Consider the following 17,812-nt stretch of genomic DNA (forward strand, 5'->3'; position numbering starts at 1 on the left):
GGCCGGAACGTCCCCCCACGAGAGGCTTTCCGCTCGCATGCGTACCACCACGCTGATCCCCCGCCGTATCGCCACCACCGGTATCACCGTCCTGGGCGCCGCCGGTATCGCCACCGCCGCCCTGACCGGCACCGCCCACGCCGCCCCGCAGACGGCCAAGCCGGCCCACCAGACCGCCGCCAAGGCCGCCGCCAAGCCCGTCAAGGCCGACGACAAAACCGACAAGAAGGACGCCGGCAAGAAGGCCGAGGACTACCCCGACAACCTGGACGGGTGGATCCGTGAGGCCATGTCGATCATGAAGAAGCACGGCATCCCCGGCTCCTACGACGGCATCAAGCGCAACATCATCCGCGAGTCCGGCGGCGACCCGGGCGCGGTCAGCTCACCGACCCGGTGGCCAACATCGTCGCGGCCTGCAACTACGCCGCCGACCGCTACGGCACCATGGACAACGTCGACTCCGCCTACTGATGTGGATTCGGACAAATTTCCTACGAATGTGGCGTACTGGTGAACCTTGCGTGTCACCCGTGCATCCAACCGCACGGAAGACACACAAGCCCGATTCGGATGGGACAGATCGCCATGAGTGAGAAGAACCGCAGCCGTACGGCAACACGTGGGCGCACTGCCGGGCGCGTCGGCGCGGCGGGCCTGGCCCTCGTCGCCGCGGCGGGGCTCGGTCTGACCGGTGCCGGTGCGGCGCAGGCCGCCGGCAACGCCACGGCCCCCACCTGCACCACCGGGGGACTGACCGCCTCGTTCGGGAAGAAGCTCGGCGGCGGGATGAACCACCAGGGCGTGGTCCTGAAGCTCAAGAACACCAGTGGCCACACCTGCCTGCTGAGGGGCTACCCGGGGCTGGGGCTGGAGGACTCCGGGCACCGGACGCTCACCTCCACCACACAGTGGGGCAGCACCTACTACGCAAAGGACCCGGGCAAGAAGACCCTCACCCTGCGCAACGGTGAGAGCGCGGAGGCCGTCATCGCCTGGACGCACGCCAACGCCGGTACACCGGACGCGAAGCAGGCGACGTATCTCCAGGTCACGCCGCCGGCCAACACGAAGCACAAGACGCTGAAGTTCCCCAACTGGGTGGACAACGGCCGGCTCCAGGTGACGGCGCTCGCTCCGCACGTCGCGCTCAACAGCTGACCTGGGCAGCCAAGAGCCGTCCCGGCAGCCACGGGGGGAGCTGCCGGGACGGCTTCTTACAGCTTAGAGGCCGTCACCGACCGCGAGCACCCCGTAGACAGAAACAAGCCACACACTGGGCGGAAGTTGCCCGGCTCCGAACTGCCGCAGTCGATCCGCTCCGATGTATTGACGATCATTCAACAGCACCTCAGCATGAATAACCCCATGCAGAAACGCATGCGGGCGCGAAGGAAGGTGCGTGCTGAATGGCCGGTGTGGTGGAGCGGCGATCGATCGATGTGGTCCCCGACGAGGAGCGACACGGCTCGGCGTTCAGCCAGTTCACCCTCTGGCTGGGCGCCAACCTCCAGATCACCGCGGTGGTCACCGGGGCCCTCGCCGTCGTGTTCGGCGTCGACGTGTTCTGGTCGGTCATCGGCCTGTTGATCGGCAATCTGCTCGGCGGTGCGGTCATGGCACTGCACTCGGCGCAGGGACCGCGGCTGGGGCTGCCGCAGATGATCTCCAGCCGGGCCCAGTTCGGCGTGCGGGGCGCTGTCGTACCGCTGGCGCTAGTCGTCGTCATGTACATCGGCTTCTTCGCCAGTGGCAGCGTGCTGGCGGGCCAGGCGCTCGGGGAGCTGACGCATCTCGGCGACACGGCGGGAATCGTCCTGTTCGCAGCGGTCACCGCCGTCGCGGCGGCCATCGGGTACCGGGTCATCCACGCGCTGGGCAAGGTGGCGGGGCTGGTGTGCGCGCTCACCTTCGTCTACCTCGGGGCGCGCCTGCTGGAGCGCGCGGACCTGGGGGACCTGCTCGGTGACCGCGCGTTCTCCTTCCCGCTCTTCCTGCTGGCGGTCTCCCTGTCGGCTTCCTGGCAGCTGGCCTTCGGTCCGTACGTCGCCGACTACTCGCGCTATCTGCCGCGCCGCACCTCCGCCCGTGCCACGTTCTGGTGGACGCTGGGCGGTTCCGCGCTGGGCGCGCAGTGGTCCATGACCTTCGGCGCGCTCGCCGCCGCGACGGCGGGCCCGGCCTTCGTCGGGCACGAGGTGAGCTATGTGGTGGGGCTCGGCGGGGCCCGGCTGGCGGCGTTCCTCTACTTCGTCATCGCCCTGGGCAAACTGACGATCAATGTCCTGAACACATACGGCGGTTTCATGTCGGTGGTGACCGGCGTCAGCGGGTTCCGCGGCCAGCGCACCCTCGGCCCCCGCGCCCGGGCCTGTTACATCGCGGGGATCATGGTCGCCGGGACGGCGGTGGCGCTCGCCGGGAAGGACAGCTTCCTGACGTCCTTCAAGGATTTCCTGCTCTTCCTGCTCACCGCGTTCACCCCCTGGTCGGCCATCAATCTCGTCGACTACTACCTCATCGCCAAGGAGCGCTACGACCTTCCGGCCCTCAGCGATCCGGACGGCCGGTACGGTGCCTGGCGGTGGAAGGCCCTGCTCGTCTACGCCGTCGGGCTGACGGCCCAGTTCCCGTTCCTCGCCACCCACTTCTACACGGGACCGCTGGTGGCACCGCTGGGCGGGGCGGACGTCTCCTGGCTGGTCGGCCTGGCCGTGCCCGCCGCCCTCTACTGGCTGCTGGCGCGGGGCGATACGGCGCATGTACCGGAGCACACCATCCTGGCCGCCCCGGCAGCGGCCGACGCCGGCCCCTCCCCCGCCACCGCCCCCGCGTCCGGTGGGTGAGGCGGTCAGGCCGTCGAGACGGCGGCGTGCATCTCCCACATGAGGATCTCGGCGCCCTCGGGCCCTGCGGTGAGGCGCTGCCCCTCGGGGCGGGTGACGCGGGCCGCGTCACCGGTGGCCAGCGGTCCGGCGCCTTCAAGCGAGGCGCTGCCGCGCGCGACGAAGAGGTGCGCGAAGGGGGCGGTGACGATCTCCAGCGTCTCGGCGGGCCGCATCCTGGCCACGTGCAGGGCCGCGTGCTTCTGCCGGATGCCGATGGCCCGCCGGTCGGTGTGCCGCGGCATGCCCGAGGCGAGCGTGGTCCAGCCGCCGCGGGCGAGTTCGTCGTTGATGTCGAGCTGTTCGTAGCCGGGCCGGATGCCGGCCTCGTCGGGGATGACCCACATCTGGATGAAGTGGACCGGGTCCTGGTGGGCGGGTTCGCCGGTGAGGGTCCAGGAGTCGTTCTTCTCGCTGTGCAGGATGCCGGTGCCCGCGCTCATCCGCTGTGCGAGGCCCGGGTAGATCACCCCGTTGTGACCTTCGGAGTCCTGGTGGACGAGTCCGCCTTCCAGGACCCAGGTCACGATCTCCATGTCCTGGTGCGGGTGGGTCTCGAAGCCGGTGCCGGGCGCGACGGTGTCGTCGTTGGAGACGAGCAGCAGCCCGAAGTGCGTGTTGCGCGGGTCCCAGTGCTGGGAGAAGGAGAAGGAGTGACGGGAGTCCAGCCAGCCCGCGCGGGTGTGGAAGCGCTCGTCGGCGCGGCGGATGTCGAGGACGGAAGCCATCACTGTCTCCTTGCTCACGTTGCGTAAGGCCCCGGTGAGTCACGGTCGGTGACCGGTTGCCTCCGGGTTCCGCTCCATTCCACCATATGGTTTAACCTTCAACCAGTTGCGGTCGTCCGGCCGTGCAGGTTCCCCCGCCGGCACGGGGCCCGGACGGCCGCAGCGCCGCACACGCCAGACAAGGAACGGAGCAAACGTGAGCACTCAGCCCAAGGTCGCCGTCATCTACTACTCGTCCACCGGCACGATCGCGGAGATCGCCAAGGAGATCAGCCAGGCGGCGGAGAAGGCGGGCGCCGAGGTCCGGCTGCGCAGGGCCGCCGAGCTGGCCCCGCAGGAGGCCATCGACTCCAACCCGGCGTGGGCCGCCAACGCCTCCGCCACGGCCGGCATACCGGTGGCCACCCCGGAGGACATGGTCTGGGCCGACGCCGTCGTCTTCGGCTCCCCGACCCGGTACGGCAACATCGCCTCGCAGCTCAAGCAGTTCATCGACACGCTCGGCGGGCTGTGGGCGGAAGGCAAGCTGGCCGACAAGGTCTACAGCGGCTTCACCTCCTCCGCCACCGCGCACGGCGGCCAGGAGTCGACCCTGCTGGCCCTCTACAACACCATCCACCACTTCGGCGGCATCCTGGTGGCCCCCGGCTACACGGACCCGGCGAAGTTCGCCGACGGCAACCCGTACGGCACCTCGCACGTCGACGCGCAGGGCAACAACCCGGTCGACGAGACCACGCGCACCGCGGCCCGGGTCCAGGCCGAGCGCGTCGTGAAGATCACCACGGCCCTCAAGGCGGGCAGCGCGGCGGCCTGAGCCCCGGCTCTTCCCCGTGCTGTGCGCACCGCCCCCACCGCGCTCGCGGTGGGGGCGGTGCGGTCTGCCGTCTGCCGTCTGCCGTCTGCCGAAGCGTCCGTCACCGTGCCCCGTGCGCGCGGGCGCGCTGCCGGTCCCAGCGGCCCGGGTCCTCCTCCAGCGTGTCCCGGCCCCAGCCGGCGTGCTCGGCCGCCGCCTCGTAGGTGCTCTGCAGGAAACCGGTGAGCGTCGCGTCCGGGTCATCCGCTGTGCGGACGGCTTCGTACGGGAGCAGGAACTGGCCGTTCTGCTCGCTGTAGTACGCCGACGAGGGCTCCACCGGATGGTCCCGGAAGCCGGCCGGTTCGGGATAGGCGTAGGCGTAGAAGGCGCCCTCCTCGCCGCCGCCGGGCCAGAAACCGCAGCTGCTCAGCTCCCGGGAGTAGCCCTCCACCATGACCCAGTCCCCGCAGTGCGGGGCGCCGCCGGGGTGGGCCGGTGCGGGACGGCCGGAGAACCTCGTGCACGCCAGGTCCATGGCCCCCCAGAAGAAGTGCACGGGGCTGACCTTGCCCATGAACCGCGACCTGAAGGCACTGAGCACCCGGTCGACCTGGAGGAGCTGGCGCCAGAACAGGTGGGCGGCGTGCGGGTCGTACGAGGCGTGCCGGGTGTCCTCGGGGAAGGGGATGGCCGTCTCCACCTCGTTGGGGTGGGGCTGGATCGGTGCCTGGATGCCCAGTTCGTCCAGCGCGCGCAGGGTTTCCTCGTAGAAGCGGGCCACCGATTTGGGCTCCAGCTTCACATGGCGGGCCTGTCCGTCGCTGGTCCGCAGGACGAGCCGGTGCTCGATGAAGTCGAACTCGATGTCGAAGGCGCCGCTGCCGTAGGGGACGGTGGAGGTGGTGAGCCCTCGTGGGGTGACGTAGAGGGTCACCTGCCACCAGTGGTTGACCAGGGGTGCGTGGGCCAGCCGGATCTTGCCGACGATCTGCGTCCACATGTGGAGGGTGTCACGGGTCTCGGTCCAGTCCGCCACCCGGAGTCGTGGCCATGCGCTCTGCTCGCTCACCGGCACCTCCCTCGCCCCCCGGATCGCCGTCCTCACGATGGTCACCCCGGGGGCGCCGGCCGACAACTCGACGGGGCTCCGCGCCGTGGCCGCGGGCCTCAGAAGGCCGTGACCAGATCGGCGGTGACCGGGAGGCCGGGCACGCGGGTGCTGTCCACCACGGCGAGCCGGGGGCAGCAGAGCGACGTTGGGGGTGGGACCGCGCGTCCAGTCGAGCGGGCCGACGACGGTCTCGGTACGCGTCTTGCCCAGGGTGTGGGCGATCGCCGGGCGGTCGGTGGGGTCCGGCGCGGTGGTCAGGGCGTGGCGGGCCACCTCGAAGAGAGCGTGGGCCAGGCCGAGCGGCTGGAGCCAGCCGCGTCCGGTGGCCTCCCGGTAGGCACGGGCGAGGTCCGCGCAGGTCGAACCGTCCAGCCCGGAACGGTAGGGGTGCGCGGGGCTCCAGTAGACGAGCGTGGCCACGCGGGCCGCCGCCAGCGCGGCGTGGACGTCGGCGGAGGTGCTGGTGTGGGTATGGGGATAGGTCAGCCAGCGTGAGCAGGTGATCAGCCGCGGGATGAAACCGGCGGCGCGGGCCCGGCCGTAGTAGCGGGCCAGGTCCTCGGCGGTGGCGGCGCTGGTGACGATGCGGGCGTCCTGCTCGCGGAAGCGGGCCACGTGGGCGTCGAACTCGGGGGCGGACTCGGCGTAGCCGCCCGGATCGACGAGACAGTGTCCGCGGCCGGAGGCCACCGGGGCGAAGCCGTACCGGCCGTGGCGCAGCAGCCGGCCCTGCAGGTCGTCGTTCCACAGGCAGCCGACGGTCTGCCGTTCGCCGATGCGCTCCCACACGTCGGCGAAGACATCGGCGATGTCGTCCAGCCCCCAGGCGAAGTGATAGGTCCAGCGGAAGGCGCGCAGCGGGTCGCCGCCGCGTGCGTACCCGTACGCCTGCCAGGGGAAGGTGGTGGAGACGCAGGGCACGCTCAGTCGTTCGCAGGCGTCCGTCGCGGCGGGCAGTACCTGGGTGCCCGCCATGGTGAGGATGATCCGCGCGCGGTCCCGGACGGCCAGCTCCGCCACGGCCTGGCGCGCGGTCTGGGGGTCGGAGCGGCTGTCGCGGACGGCGACGCGTACGTCGTAGGCGCGTCCGCCGTTGTGCAGCCGTGCCAGCCGCGGCGCGAGGGCCCGCACCGCGAACGACAGGGGCTCGCCCAGCGGGGCCAGCCTTCCGGTCAGCGGTGCCACCACACCGATGCACACCTGTGTCGTAGCTCCAGCCATGTCCTACCGCCACTCCCTCGGATACCTGGGCCGGACGCGCCCGCAACAGGGCGGCGTCGTCGCTGGGAACAACGCGCCCGGGGGCGGCGGGTGCGGCCCGTCGGGGGGTGCATCGGAGGCTGTCCGGCGTCGCGCTGGCGCGCGCGCCGCGCGGGGATGCGCTGCCGGGCGTACGGGTCCGGGGCGCGCGCGGCCCGGGGACCGGTGCCGTGCGGCGGCTGCCGCGCCGGGGCGGTGGGCGGGTGGGAGTGCCCTGGGACACAGCGCCCACGCCGCCTGAGTGAATCCGCTCCGTACGGGGACCTGCAATGCACCCTTGGCACACATCCGGAACGGAGGGTGAGTACATGGCCGGGAAAGAACAGAAGGGTGAACTGGGCGAGGACGTCGAGGAGGGGGCGGTCACCACGGACGTGCCCGCCCGGCTCGACCGTCTCCCCTGGTCGCGCTGGCACTGGATGATCGTCATCGGCCTCGGCACCGTCTGGATCCTGGACGGGATGGAGGTCACGGTCGTCGGCAACGTGGCCGGCCGGCTCTCGGAGCCGAACAGCGGACTGGACATCAGCGCGGAGCAGGTCAGCGGGCTCGCCGCGGCGCTCTACGTGGCCGGGGCCTGCTCCGGGGCGCTGTTCTTCGGCTGGCTGACCGACCGGCACGGCCGGAAGAAACTGTTCATGATCACGCTGGCGGTGTATCTGTCGGCCACCGCCATGACCGCGCTCTCCTTCGAGAGCTGGTGGTTCTTCCTGTTCCGCTTCCTCACCGGTTTCGGCATCGGCGGCGAGTACGCGGCGATCAACTCGGCCGTGGACGAGCTGATCCCCTCCAAGTACCGCGGCCAGGTCGACGTGATCATCAACGGGAGCTTCTGGCTGGGCGCGGCCGGCGGGGCGCTGCTGTCCATCCTGATGCTGGACGAGAACCTCTTCCCCGCCGACGTCGGCTGGCGGCTGACCTTCGCCCTGGGCGTCGTCCTGGGTCTGGCCATCCTGCTGGTGCGCCGTCATGTGCCGGAGAGCCCGCGCTGGCTGTTCATCCACGGGCACGGCGCCGAGGCGGAGAAACTGGTGCGCCGCGCCGAGGAGCGGACCCTGGAGGACCGGGGCGGCGAGCTGCCCCCGCCGGCCGGGACGATCACCATTCACCAGCGCAGGGCCGTCGGCTTCGGTCTCATCGCCCGCACCATCTTCGCCCACTACCCCAAGCGGGCGGTGCTGGGGCTGGCGCTCTTCCTCGGCCAGGCGTTCCTCTACAACGCCATCACCTTCGGTTTCGGCACCATCCTCATCACCTTCTTCGACGTGCCGTCCGGGACGACCGGGTACTTCTACGCGGTCATCGCGGCCGGCAACTTCTGCGGCCCACTGCTGCTCGGCCGGCTGTTCGACACCCTGGGCCGGCGGACGATGATCTCGGGAACCTATCTGCTGTCCGGTGTGCTGCTGTTCGGCACTTCCTGGCTCTTCGACGGCGGCCATCTGAGCGCGACGACACTGACCGCCTGCTGGTCCGCGGTGCTGTTCTTCGCCTCCGCCGGCGCCAGCTCCGCCTACCTGACGGTCAGTGAGGTCTTCCCGATGGAGACCCGCGCGCTGGCCATCGCGTTCTTCTACGCGGTGGGCACCGCGGCGGGCGGCATCAGCGGGCCGCTGGTCTTCGCGGAGCTCACCGAGTCCGGTGTCGTCGGCGACACGGTGCTGGCGTTCCAGATCGGTGCCGGCCTCATGACGGTGGCGGGGCTGGTGGCGGTGGCGCTGGCCGTCCCGGCGGAGCGGCGCGGCCTGGAGGACATCGCCGCGCCGCTCACCAAGAGCCGGTCCGGGCAGGCCACGAACGGCTCGTGACCGCCCGGCGCCTCCCGGCCGGGTGGCGTCAGCTCGTCGGGTTGTGCCGCAGTACGGCGTCCAGGAGGCCCGGCTCCCGCTGGGGGAAGTCCATCGGGACGATGCCCAGTCCGGTCTTCCCCGCCATCTGCGGCCCGTCGAGGAAGGCGCGGACCTTGGGATTGAGGCGGTCCGCGTTGGAGGAGGGCGGCAGTCCGGCCGCGGTGCTGACGAAGTTGATGTAGAAGGGGCCGGGCCGGCTCGCCGCCTCGCGGAACTGGTCCTCGATCTTGGGGTATTTGGCGAACGGCTCGGCCTGGTAGTCGTCCTGGATGTCGAAGACGGCCGTGTCGCCCCAGCGGACGCCGGGCAGCCCCGGGTTGTCGGCGAGGAGGACGACCTTGCCCCGTGCCCCGCCGAGGGTCGGCAGGGTGCTGTCGAGGTGGAAGAGGGAGCGCCAGCCCTTCTCGTCCAGGTAGGTGTCGAAGATGCGCCGGAAGTCCGCGTCGCCGACGGTGGAGTACTCCTGCTTGACCCGCATCAGCACCGTCTCGCCGGGGTGGGCGGCGAGGAAGTCGCGGCAGGCGATGAGCACGTCACCGAACATCAGACGCTGGTAGAAGGCGCCGTGGTGGATGGCGAACACGCCGTCGATGGCGCGGCAGCGGACGTCGAGGAAGCGGACACCGGCCGCCAACTGCTCGGCGATCAGCGTGTCCTGGCACTCGACCCAGGGGCCGCCGAAGCGTGCCCCGGAGTCGTGGGTGCCGGGAAGGGTGAGGGCCCGCAGCGGGGTGGACGCCGCGAGAGGCGCCATCCAGTCCTGGGGGCCGGCGGTGCGCGCCGCGGTGCGGCCCCGGGCCAGGGCCACTCCGGTGCCCGCCGTGCAGGTGAGCAGCCCAGCGGCCGGCACGGCCGCCGCGCTCATGAGGAACCTGCGTCTGTCCATGTCGGACTCCCTCCCCGTCGTCTACGGCGCCCGCCGTCGGGTGCCGTGGTCCGGGCACATCATCGGACAGCGGGACGGGTGAGGGAACACCGGGGGTGTCCGGCCCCCGCGTGATGACTGCGACGAAAACGGCATCTGCGGACGGCACTTCACCGACCGGTTCCAGCAGCGCCGCATCCGGTACGTGCCGTCGGAGGCCACCGGTCCTCGTGCCGGACGCGGGCGGCACGAGGACCCGGCACACCCGCCCGGTGAGCGACGAAGGGAAGGCCGGGCCAGTTCTGCGGCTGACGGCCCGTCCGGCCGGCCCGCGCATCCGGGCGGGCCGGCCGGGTGGGGTCAGCGCTCGGCGGCCGTCGCCGTGCGTGCGCGGGGTGCCAGCTCCGCCTCGATCTGTTCCAGGCTCTTGCCGCGGGTCTCGGGGATGCGGCGGACGGCGAAGACTGCGAGCAGGGCGCACACCACGGCGTACAGGGTGAACGTGCCCGCGCCGCCCAGGGCTTCGAGCAGGCTGAGGAAGGTGAGCGAGACCACGAAGTTCATGGTCCAGTTGGAGAACATCGTGGCGCTCATGGCCGTGCCGCGGATGCGCTGCGGGTACAGCTCCGAGGGGATGATGAAGACGACGACGTTCAGCGTGGTGGCGACGGCCGCGATGTAGACGACGACGCACAGCACGGACAGCCAGGCGAAGGACGAGTTCTGGCCGCCGGCGGCCAGGGTCGCCGCCAGCCCGGCCAGCGCCACGGTCATGACGGTGGCGCCGCAGGCCAGCAGCCTGGTGCGGCCGAAGCGGTCCACGGCGGCCATGCCCACGGGGGTCATCACGAGATTGACGATGCCGACCCCGACGGTGGCCAGGATCGAGGAGGACGAGCCCAGTCCGCTGCTCTCGAAGATCTTCGGCGCGTAGTAGATGACGGTGTTGACGCCGGAGGCCTGGCCGAGGATCTGGAGCCCGATCCCGGCCACCACCGCAGGGCGCACCGATCGTGCGGTCAGCGCCCGCCACCGGCCGCGCGCGGCGGGGACCGGGCCGGCCTGAGCGTTGCCGGTGGCGTTCCCGGTCATCTCGGCGAGTTCGGCGTCCGCGCCGGTCACGTCCTGGTGGCCGCGCAGCCGTATGAGGACCGCACGGGCCCGCTCGGTGCGGCCGTTGAGGGCGAGCCAGCGCGGGGATTCGGGCTGGAGCAGCATGCCGGCGCCGAAGAGCACGGCGGGGACGGCGGCGAGGCCGAACATCCACCGCCAGCTGTGGGTGACGTTCTCCAGGCTGTAGTTGGCGACGTACGCGAGGACGATGCCGAGGGTGATCATGAGCTGGTTGAGCCCCACGAGGCGGCCCCGATAGCGGGGCGGCGCCAGTTCGGCGATGAAGACCGGCACCAGGTTGGAGGCGATGCCGATGCCGAGTCCGAGCACCACGCGGGCGGCCGTGAGGACCGCGGCGGAGGGGGCGAGGGCGGCCAGGGCGGCGCCGAGCGTGAAGACCCCGGCGGCCACGACGAGGACCGGGCGGCGGCCGTACCGGTCGGCGAGGTTGCCGGCCACGGCGGCGCCGGCCATCGCACCGACCAGGATCGAGCTGACGACGACGCCGGAGCCGAACGCGGACAGCCGGAAGTCCGACTCGATCGTCAGCAGCGCCCCGGAGATGACTCCGGTGTCGTAGCCGAAGAGCAGCCCGCCCAGCGCGGCGACCAGGGTCACGCCGATGACCGGCCGCAGGGCGGCCCCGCCGATGGGCGGCGCACCGCTGCTGGATGACGTCATGACACGTCCTTTCGTGACATCCCCCCGGATTGGACGGTACCAATCTGGCAGCGGTCTTGGGATTGCACAAGATCCGTCGTAGAATTTTCTGCATTGGTTGGTACCTATCCACGGTGCTGTGCGACCACGAGGGCAGGAGGACGACGAGTGGCCAGACAGGCCAAGTACGAGGAGCTGCGGCAGGAGCTGCTGGCCGAGATGGCCGGCTCCGCGCCGCACACCCCGCTCCCCACCGAGCGGGAGATCTCCGCCCGGCACGGCGTCTCACGCAACACCGTCCGGCAGGCCCTGGACGCCCTGGAGACCTCCGGCAGCGTCTACCGCGTGCAGGGCGCGGGCACCTTCGTGGCACCGCCCGTGGTCTCCAAATCGCTGGCCCTCACCTCCTTCTCGGAGGACATGCGCGAACGCGATCTGGTGCCCGCCTCCCGCTTGCTGGCCGCCGAGACGGTACGGGCCGGCCGGCAGATCGCCGAACGGCTGGGGATCGCGCCGGACGCCGAGGTCGTCCGCGTCAGCCGGCTGCGGCTGGCCGACGGCTCCCCCATGTGCCTGGAGAACGTCCATCTGCCCGCGGACCGCGTTCCCGGGCTCGCCCGGGAAGACCTCAGCGGATCGCTCTACGCCCTGCTGACCGAGCGATACGGACTTCAGATCCGCTCCGCCGAGCAGGTGGTCCGCGCCGTCGACCTCGACGAGACGGAATCCGCGCTGCTCGGCGTCCCGGTGGGCGTCTCCGGGCTGCGGGTGCAGCGCGTCGGGCTGGACCGGCGCGACACCCCGGTGGAGGCGACCACCACCCTCTACCGCGCCGACCGCTACGACATCCGCTTCACCGTCCGCAGGAGCCGGCCGTGACGGGCCGCGCCGGGGCACCCGGCCGCCCGGGAACCGGTTCGCGGCGCACCCTCCTCGGGGTCGACGTGGGCGGGACGAAGATCGCCGCCGGACTGGTGGCCGAGGACGGCACCCTGCTGGAGACGGTCGTGCGGCCCACCCCCGCGCGCCAGGGCCCCACCGCCGTACTGGACGCCATCGCCGCCGCGGTGCGGGAGCTCCCGGACCACGCCGGGGCCGCCGGGCTGGGCCTGGGCACCGGCGGCGTGGTGGACCGGGACGGCGGCGTGGTGGTCTCCGCCAACGAGCTGCTGCCCGGCTGGGCCGGCACCCGGCTCGCCGACGAACTGGGCCACCGCCTCGGCATCCCCGTCGCCGCCGACAACGACGCCAACGTCTTCGCCCTGGCCGAGCAGACCTACGGCGCGGGTGCCGGCAGCACCACCGCGCTGTACGTCAGCGTCGGCACCGGCATCGGCGGCGGGCTGGTCACCGGCGGGCGGCTGCTGCGCGGAGCCCACTGGACGGCCGGCGAGTTCGGCCACATCGCGGTGCCCGAAGCCGCCGGGCGGCCCTGCAACTGCGGTCGCGACGGCCATCTGGAGGCCGTCGCCGCCGGACCGGCCATCGCCGCCCGCTTCAGCCGGCTGGCCGGACGGCCGCGGCCGGCGGACCTGCGCGAGGTCGCGGCGCTGGCCGAGCGGGCGGCACCGCCCGCCGATCCGGATGGCACCCCGCCGCAGGCACCGGGCGACGAGTCCGCGCTCGCGCGCACGGTGCTCGCCGAGGGCGCCGGCGCCCTCGGCCGCGCCCTGGCCGGACTGGTCAACACCTTCGACCCGGAACGCGTCGTGGTCGGCGGCGGAGTGGCGTCCGTCGGCGACCCGTTCTGGCAGCCGCTGGCCGAGGCGTTCGCCGCCGAGCTGCTGCCCGGACCGTCCGCGGCCGGACTGCGTCCTCTCCCGGCGGCCCTCGGCCCGCGGGCGGCCGTCATCGGCGCCGCCGCACTGCTGCTGGAGCACCGCTGAGCCCGCGGGCCGCGCATCACCGACACCCGACACCGCGACACACGAAGGACACCCCATGACCGAGGCCCCGACCGGCGACGGCGGCGTACGCCCCAGCCGGACCACCATGCCCGCCGACCGGGCCGGCGCACTGCTGCGGCAGCTGCGCGGCAAACTGGTCGTCTCCTGCCAGGCACCCCCGGGCGACCCGCTGCGGGCGCCCGCCCACATGGCAGCCATGGCCGCCTCGGTGACCGCCGGGGCCCCGGTGGCGGGCGTCCGGGTGCAGGGCGTCGAGGACATCGAGGCGGTACGGGCCGTGGTCGGCCACCCCCTCATCGGCCTGTGGAAGGACGGCGCGGAGGGCGTCTACATCACCCCGACCGCCGCCCACGCCCGCGCCGTCGCCGAGGCGGGCGCCGAGATCGTCGCCGCCGACGCGACCGGGCGGCCCCGCCCCGACGGCCGGCCGCTGAGCGAGACGGTCGAGGCCGTGCACCGGGCGGGCGCGCTGTTCATGGCCGATGTCTCCACCGTGGAGGAGGGCGTCGCGGCAGCGGGACTGGGCGCCGATCTGGTCTCCACCACCCTGTCCGGATACACCCCCTACAGCCCTCAGCAGCCGGGCCCCGACCTGGCGTTGGTCCGCGAACTGGCCGGCCGGCTCGACATCCCCGTCTGCGCCGAGGGGCGGCTGCGCACCCCCGAGGAGGCGCGCGCCGCCATGGAAGCGGGCGCCTGGGCGGTGGTCGTGGGCGGTGCCATCACCGCGCCGGCCGCCATCGCCGGCCGGTTCGCCGCCGCGCTCCCCGGGGAGCCGGCCTCCCGGTGAGGCGGCGGCGGGTCCGTCAGTGCTTCGCCCTCACCCGAAGGGGGTCAGGGTGAGGGTCATCCGCTGCGCCGCGCCGTCCTCGATGTAGGAGGCGAATCCGGCCACGTCGTCGAAGGCGAAGCCGTACGCCTTGCCGTCCTCGGTGGCCTCGTGCATGGCCTTGGCGTAGTGGTGGGTCAGGTCGCCCTGGTAGAAGGACGCGGGGTCCGTGGTGGGCTGCTCGGCGGCCGACACGAGGGTGGTGCGGTTGAAGGCGGCGCCCAGCACGGCGGCCACCGGGCCGGTGGTCCCGTCGTTGGGCGCGGCCAGTGCCCCGTCGCAGAAGAGCACGTCCTTGGTGGTGGGCTTGGCGAAGGAGACCTGCGCGGGACCGGTGAAGGCGAGGGTGTCGCCGCTGACCCGGCCGGTGAAGGTGCCCGCGTTGGTGGTGATGCGCAGGTCCTTCCCCGCGTAGGCGGACCACACCTCGTCTATGTACGGGGCGAAGTAGTTCTCGTCGAACAGCCCGGCGCCGATGCCGTGCCCCGGTGCGATGACGCGCTTGTCGTCGACGACCAGGCGGGAGAACGCCTCGACGCCGCGGACCTGTTCGAAGACGCGTGCCCGGGCCCCGGCCTTGAGCGTGCCGGTGGTCTGGTCCTTGCTGCCCTTCAGGGCGATGGACAGCGGCACGCTGAACATGTCCACCATGGTGGTGTTGCAGTACATCGCCCCGCCCTTGTAGGTGAACTCTGCGCAGTCGTGCACCACGGGGTAGTTCGGGTCGGAGGAGACCCAGCCGGCCGGGTAGGCGAGCGCGGCGCCCTGGCCGCCGTCCACGGCCTTGAACTTGAGCTTGTCGCCGCACGATACGTAGATCCGCCCGGACATCTCCGGGAGGGTGAGCGTCGTCTCCGTCCCGGTGAGGGAGATGGCGTAGTCGGTGTATCCGTCCGGTCCGTTGTCGCTCAGCTGCACCGGCTTCAGTTCGCCCTCGGGGGTCACATAGCACTGGCGGGTGCCGTCGTTGCCGACGATGTAGACGTACACCGACGCGTTGTCGTACGCGCCGCTGTTGTTGACGACCGTCAGCGGCAGTCCGGCCGCCGCCTTGCCGCCCGGGCGTACGGCACCGGCCGGCCCGGTGAACAGGCCGACGGCCGGTACGGCGACGGCGGTGGCCACAGCCGTGCGCAGCAGCCCGCGCCGGGAGAGGGGGGAGGACATACGGCGTGCGGCACCTTGGGGTATTCCAGCCATGACAAGCGCTCCTTGGAAGTGGGGGGTGAACGAGCGCGCTCTTTCGGCACAGCACCGTGCCGAAGGTATGGACCAGCGTCAAGAAGTACGGCCACAAAGACCGTCCGGAAGCCGTGCCCCACACCAACCGGTCCGCCCGCGGCCACGAACGGGCATCGCGGGCGGCGAAACGGGCACGGGCGAGGTGCTCACTCCCCGGTGCGCCCCGCAGCGGCCCACGGTACGCTCGTGCCCGCCGTGATCAGTACCGCTCGACCGACCGGAAGAGGGGCCTGCCGTGCGGGACCACCCGCGGGAACTCACCGTCGACGCCCGCGGTTTCCTCCGCGCCGGCCGACCGCACCAGATCATCTCGGCGGCCGTCCACTACTTCCGCGTCCTGCCGGAGCAGTGGTCCGACCGGCTGGCCCGGCTGCGCGCCATGGGCGTGAACACCGTCGAGACGTACATCGCCTGGAACGTCCACGAACCGGAACCGGGCGCGTTCGACTTCTCCGGCGGCCGGGATGTCGCGGCCTTCGTGCGGACGGCGGACGAACTGGGACTCGACGTGATCCTGCGGCCCGGCCCGTACATCTGTGCGGAGTGGGAGTTCGGCGGGCTGCCGGGCTGGCTCCTGGCCACCCCCGGAATCCGGCTGCGCTGCCGTGACGCGCACTATCTGGCCGCCGTGGACCGCTGGTTCGACGCGCTGGTGCCACGGCTGGTGCCGCTGCAGGCGACACGCGGCGGGCCCGTGGTGGCCATGCAGGTGGAGAACGAGTACGGCAGCTACGGCACTGACCGCGGCTACCTGGAGCATCTGCGCGCGGGGCTGTCCCGGCGCGGGATCGACTGCCCGCTGTTCACCGCCGACGGTCCCACCGACGCGATGCTGCAAGGCGGCTCCCTGCACCCCCTGCCGGCCACCGCCACCTTCGGCTCCCGGCCCGGCTCCTCGCTGGCCACCCTGCGCCGTCACCAGCCGGAGGGGCCCTTGATGTGCGCCGAGTTCTGGCACGGCTGGTTCGACCACTGGGGCGAGCGCCACCACACCCGCGACGCGGCCGAGGCAGCCGGTGTGCTGGACCGGATCCTGGCGGCCGGCGCGTCGGTCAACATCTACATGGGACACGGCGGCACCAACTTCGGCTGGTACAACGGCGCCAACCACGACGGCACCGCCTACCAGCCCACCGTCACCAGCTACGACTACGACGCGCCGGTCGGGGAGGCCGGCGAGCTGACCGCCAAGTTCCATCTGTTCAGGGACGTCATCACCCGGCACACCGGCCGCACCCCGCCGCCTGCTCCCGGGCCGCCGCCCCGGCTGTCCGCCCGCAGTGCCGGACCCGACGGTGTCGCCCCGCTCGCCGGCCACCTCGATGTGCTGTCCGCCCCCGTCCGCACGGTGGCGCCCGAGCCGATGGAGCGGCTGGGGCAGTCGCTGGGCCTCATCCACTACCGCACACACGTCAGCGGCCCGCGTCCCCAGGCCGCACTGCGCATCGACGGGCTGGCGGACCGCGCCCAGGTCTTCCTCGACGGGCACGAGGCCGGGGTGCTGCACCGGGACGCTCCCGGCGAGGCGCTGCCCGTCACCGTCCCGGCCTCCGGCCTGACGCTGGAGGTGCTGGTCGAGAACCAGGGCAGGATCAACTACGGTCCCCGGCTGACCGACCCCAAGGGCATCGCCGGCGGCGTCCGGCTGGACAACCAGTATCTGCACGACTGGGAGATCCGCCCCCTGCCGCTGACGGACCTGTCCCCGCTCACCTTCACCGCCGGGCCGGCCACCGCGGCCCACCCCGCCTTCCACCGCGTCCCGGTGGAGCTGGACGAGCCGCCCGCCGACGGGTTCCTGGCGCTCCCCGGCTGGACGAAGGGCGTCGTGTGGCTCAACGGTTTCTGCCTGGGCCGCTACTGGGAGACCGGCCCCCAGCGCACCCTCTACGCGCCCGCACCGCTGTGGCGCCGGGGCCGCAACGAGCTGGTGGTGCTGGAGCTGCACAAGCCGGGCGGCAGCCTTCAGGTGCGTGCGGAGCCGGAGCTGGGCGGGGACGGGACCGGCCCGCCGGCCCCCGCCGCGGGGGAGGCGTCCGGCGGGCCCACCCCCTGACCGCAGGCGGGCTGCGACCGCCCGGCGGAATCCGGTGGGCGCCCTGGTGGGCGCCCTGGTGGCCGCCCGCCGGAAAACGTTCTCCCGGGGGACGCGAGGGGAAACCGTTCACCCGGGGGTCAGGGCGCGGACATGCGGGTTGTGTACGCTTTCGGGGCAGTACACGCACGTGTCAGAGCACGACCGTCCGCTCCGATCACCCCGGACACCGGGTGGTCGGAGGCATATGCGGCGGCGCACCGGGTACGGATCGTTCGATCCCCTGCCGTCACCCCTTCCCGCAGCACGTCCGACGCCCGCCCCATCCGGACCCGCCGTCCACCCGCACCACCCCGTACTCGCCCGTACCCACCCGTACGCAGCAAACCGTTCGGCAACACGAGGAACTCGACACTTCGCCCATGACTGACCCGGACAAGGCTCAATTCGACCTGATCTACGAAGACGCGAAAGCCGGCGTCGCCGAGGCGCGGCAGCGCGTCCTGGACGCCTCCGCCGGCGGCCCCG

The 17,812-nt window shown here is 72.2% G+C and carries 13 protein-coding genes and 2 pseudogenes; 9 read left to right on the forward strand and 6 right to left on the reverse strand.

Features of this window, described 5'->3' with window-relative positions; genetic code table 11:
* Positions 1-37 precede the first annotated feature (37 nt).
* The 3 genes and pseudogenes from IO40_RS38130 to IO40_RS0132000 all read left to right on the forward strand — a co-directional run bounded on the left by IO40_RS38130 (position 38) and on the right by IO40_RS0132000 (position 2,846).
* Positions 38-474 (forward strand): annotated as a pseudogene (locus tag IO40_RS38130) (transglycosylase SLT domain-containing protein).
* A 114-nt stretch (positions 475-588) separates the two neighbouring features.
* Positions 589-1,161, forward strand: coding sequence for a DUF4232 domain-containing protein (locus IO40_RS0131995; protein WP_016471485.1), 573 nt, complete (start codon positions 589-591; stop codon positions 1,159-1,161).
* 248 nt (positions 1,162-1,409) lie between these two features.
* The gene (locus tag IO40_RS0132000) at positions 1,410-2,846 is read left to right on the forward strand and encodes a purine-cytosine permease family protein (RefSeq protein WP_016471484.1); all 1,437 of its coding nucleotides are present in this window, start codon (positions 1,410-1,412) and stop codon (positions 2,844-2,846) included.
* Between the two features lie 5 nt (positions 2,847-2,851).
* On the opposite strand, the gene IO40_RS0132005 is transcribed toward IO40_RS0132000, so the two are convergent.
* Positions 2,852-3,613 (reverse strand): pirin family protein, encoded by a 762-nt coding sequence (locus IO40_RS0132005; RefSeq protein WP_016471483.1) that lies wholly within the window; start codon positions 3,611-3,613, stop codon positions 2,852-2,854.
* A gap of 196 nt (positions 3,614-3,809) precedes the next feature.
* Here IO40_RS0132005 and wrbA point away from each other — a divergent pair, with 196 nt between their 5' ends.
* The gene (gene wrbA, locus IO40_RS0132010) at positions 3,810-4,430 is read left to right on the forward strand and encodes an NAD(P)H:quinone oxidoreductase (protein ID WP_016471482.1); all 621 of its coding nucleotides are present in this window, start codon (positions 3,810-3,812) and stop codon (positions 4,428-4,430) included.
* 100 nt (positions 4,431-4,530) lie between these two features.
* On the opposite strand, the gene IO40_RS0132015 is transcribed toward wrbA, so the two are convergent.
* The gene (locus tag IO40_RS0132015) at positions 4,531-5,481 is read right to left on the reverse strand and encodes a DUF5996 family protein (protein ID WP_016471481.1); all 951 of its coding nucleotides are present in this window, start codon (positions 5,479-5,481) and stop codon (positions 4,531-4,533) included.
* Positions 5,482-5,742: 261 nt separating this feature from the next.
* Positions 5,743-6,744: pseudogene (locus tag IO40_RS34440) on the reverse strand (ABC transporter substrate-binding protein); the annotation flags it as partial.
* Positions 6,745-7,091: 347 nt separating this feature from the next.
* On the opposite strand from IO40_RS34440, the gene IO40_RS0132025 reads away from it, so the two are divergent.
* Positions 7,092-8,591 (forward strand): MFS transporter, encoded by a 1,500-nt coding sequence (locus IO40_RS0132025; protein ID WP_016471479.1) that lies wholly within the window; start codon positions 7,092-7,094, stop codon positions 8,589-8,591.
* Positions 8,592-8,619: 28 nt separating this feature from the next.
* Here IO40_RS0132025 and IO40_RS0132030 read toward each other — a convergent pair whose 3' ends face one another.
* The gene (locus tag IO40_RS0132030; protein ID WP_016471478.1) at positions 8,620-9,519 is read right to left on the reverse strand and encodes a phosphatidylinositol-specific phospholipase C; all 900 of its coding nucleotides are present in this window, start codon (positions 9,517-9,519) and stop codon (positions 8,620-8,622) included.
* Positions 9,520-9,858: 339 nt separating this feature from the next.
* On the reverse strand, positions 9,859-11,292 hold the full coding sequence (locus IO40_RS0132040; RefSeq protein ID WP_016471477.1) for a sugar porter family MFS transporter: 1,434 nt from the start codon (positions 11,290-11,292) through the stop codon (positions 9,859-9,861).
* Positions 11,293-11,439: 147 nt separating this feature from the next.
* Between IO40_RS0132040 and IO40_RS0132045 the strand changes: the two genes are divergently transcribed.
* From IO40_RS0132045 to IO40_RS0132055, 3 genes are read left to right on the forward strand one after another with little or no spacing between them, the layout of a single operon-like run.
* Positions 11,440-12,150 carry a GntR family transcriptional regulator gene (locus IO40_RS0132045; protein ID WP_016471476.1) on the forward strand — a complete coding sequence of 237 codons (711 nt, stop codon included), beginning with the start codon at positions 11,440-11,442 and terminating at the stop codon, positions 12,148-12,150.
* Positions 12,147-13,157 (forward strand): ROK family protein, encoded by a 1,011-nt coding sequence (locus tag IO40_RS0132050; RefSeq protein WP_078616513.1) that lies wholly within the window; start codon positions 12,147-12,149, stop codon positions 13,155-13,157. The genes IO40_RS0132045 and IO40_RS0132050 overlap by 4 nt, the downstream gene beginning before the upstream one ends.
* Before the next feature lie 55 nt (positions 13,158-13,212).
* Complete coding sequence (locus IO40_RS0132055; protein WP_016471474.1) at positions 13,213-13,968, forward strand: N-acetylmannosamine-6-phosphate 2-epimerase; 756 nt, start codon at positions 13,213-13,215, stop codon at positions 13,966-13,968.
* Positions 13,969-13,998: 30 nt separating this feature from the next.
* Here IO40_RS0132055 and IO40_RS0132060 read toward each other — a convergent pair whose 3' ends face one another.
* Positions 13,999-15,207, reverse strand: coding sequence for a beta-1,3-glucanase family protein (locus IO40_RS0132060; RefSeq protein WP_016471473.1), 1,209 nt, complete (start codon positions 15,205-15,207; stop codon positions 13,999-14,001).
* Between the two features lie 277 nt (positions 15,208-15,484).
* Here IO40_RS0132060 and IO40_RS0132065 point away from each other — a divergent pair, with 277 nt between their 5' ends.
* Positions 15,485-17,305 (forward strand): glycoside hydrolase family 35 protein, encoded by a 1,821-nt coding sequence (locus tag IO40_RS0132065; protein WP_016471472.1) that lies wholly within the window; start codon positions 15,485-15,487, stop codon positions 17,303-17,305.
* Positions 17,306-17,812 lie beyond the last annotated feature (507 nt).

Origin of the sequence: Streptomyces albus subsp. albus (assembly GCF_000725885.1) — a bacterium.
GTDB classification, from domain to species: domain Bacteria; phylum Actinomycetota; class Actinomycetes; order Streptomycetales; family Streptomycetaceae; genus Streptomyces; species Streptomyces albus.

What these genes read in the sequence shown, in the direction of transcription:
- IO40_RS0132005 (WP_016471483.1), bottom strand. Translation starts at nt 3,613, where the DNA reads ATGGCTTCCGTCCTCGACATCCGCCGCGCCGACGAGCGCTTCCACACC.
- IO40_RS0131995 (WP_016471485.1), top strand. Translation starts at nt 589, where the DNA reads ATGAGTGAGAAGAACCGCAGCCGTACGGCAACACGTGGGCGCACTGCC.
- IO40_RS0132000 (WP_016471484.1), top strand. Translation starts at nt 1,410, where the DNA reads ATGGCCGGTGTGGTGGAGCGGCGATCGATCGATGTGGTCCCCGACGAG.
- IO40_RS0132030 (WP_016471478.1), bottom strand. Translation starts at nt 9,519, where the DNA reads ATGGACAGACGCAGGTTCCTCATGAGCGCGGCGGCCGTGCCGGCCGCT.
- IO40_RS0132040 (WP_016471477.1), bottom strand. Translation starts at nt 11,292, where the DNA reads ATGACGTCATCCAGCAGCGGTGCGCCGCCCATCGGCGGGGCCGCCCTG.
- IO40_RS0132025 (WP_016471479.1), top strand. Translation starts at nt 7,092, where the DNA reads ATGGCCGGGAAAGAACAGAAGGGTGAACTGGGCGAGGACGTCGAGGAG.
- IO40_RS0132060 (WP_016471473.1), bottom strand. Translation starts at nt 15,207, where the DNA reads ATGGCTGGAATACCCCAAGGTGCCGCACGCCGTATGTCCTCCCCCCTC.
- IO40_RS0132055 (WP_016471474.1), top strand. Translation starts at nt 13,213, where the DNA reads ATGACCGAGGCCCCGACCGGCGACGGCGGCGTACGCCCCAGCCGGACC.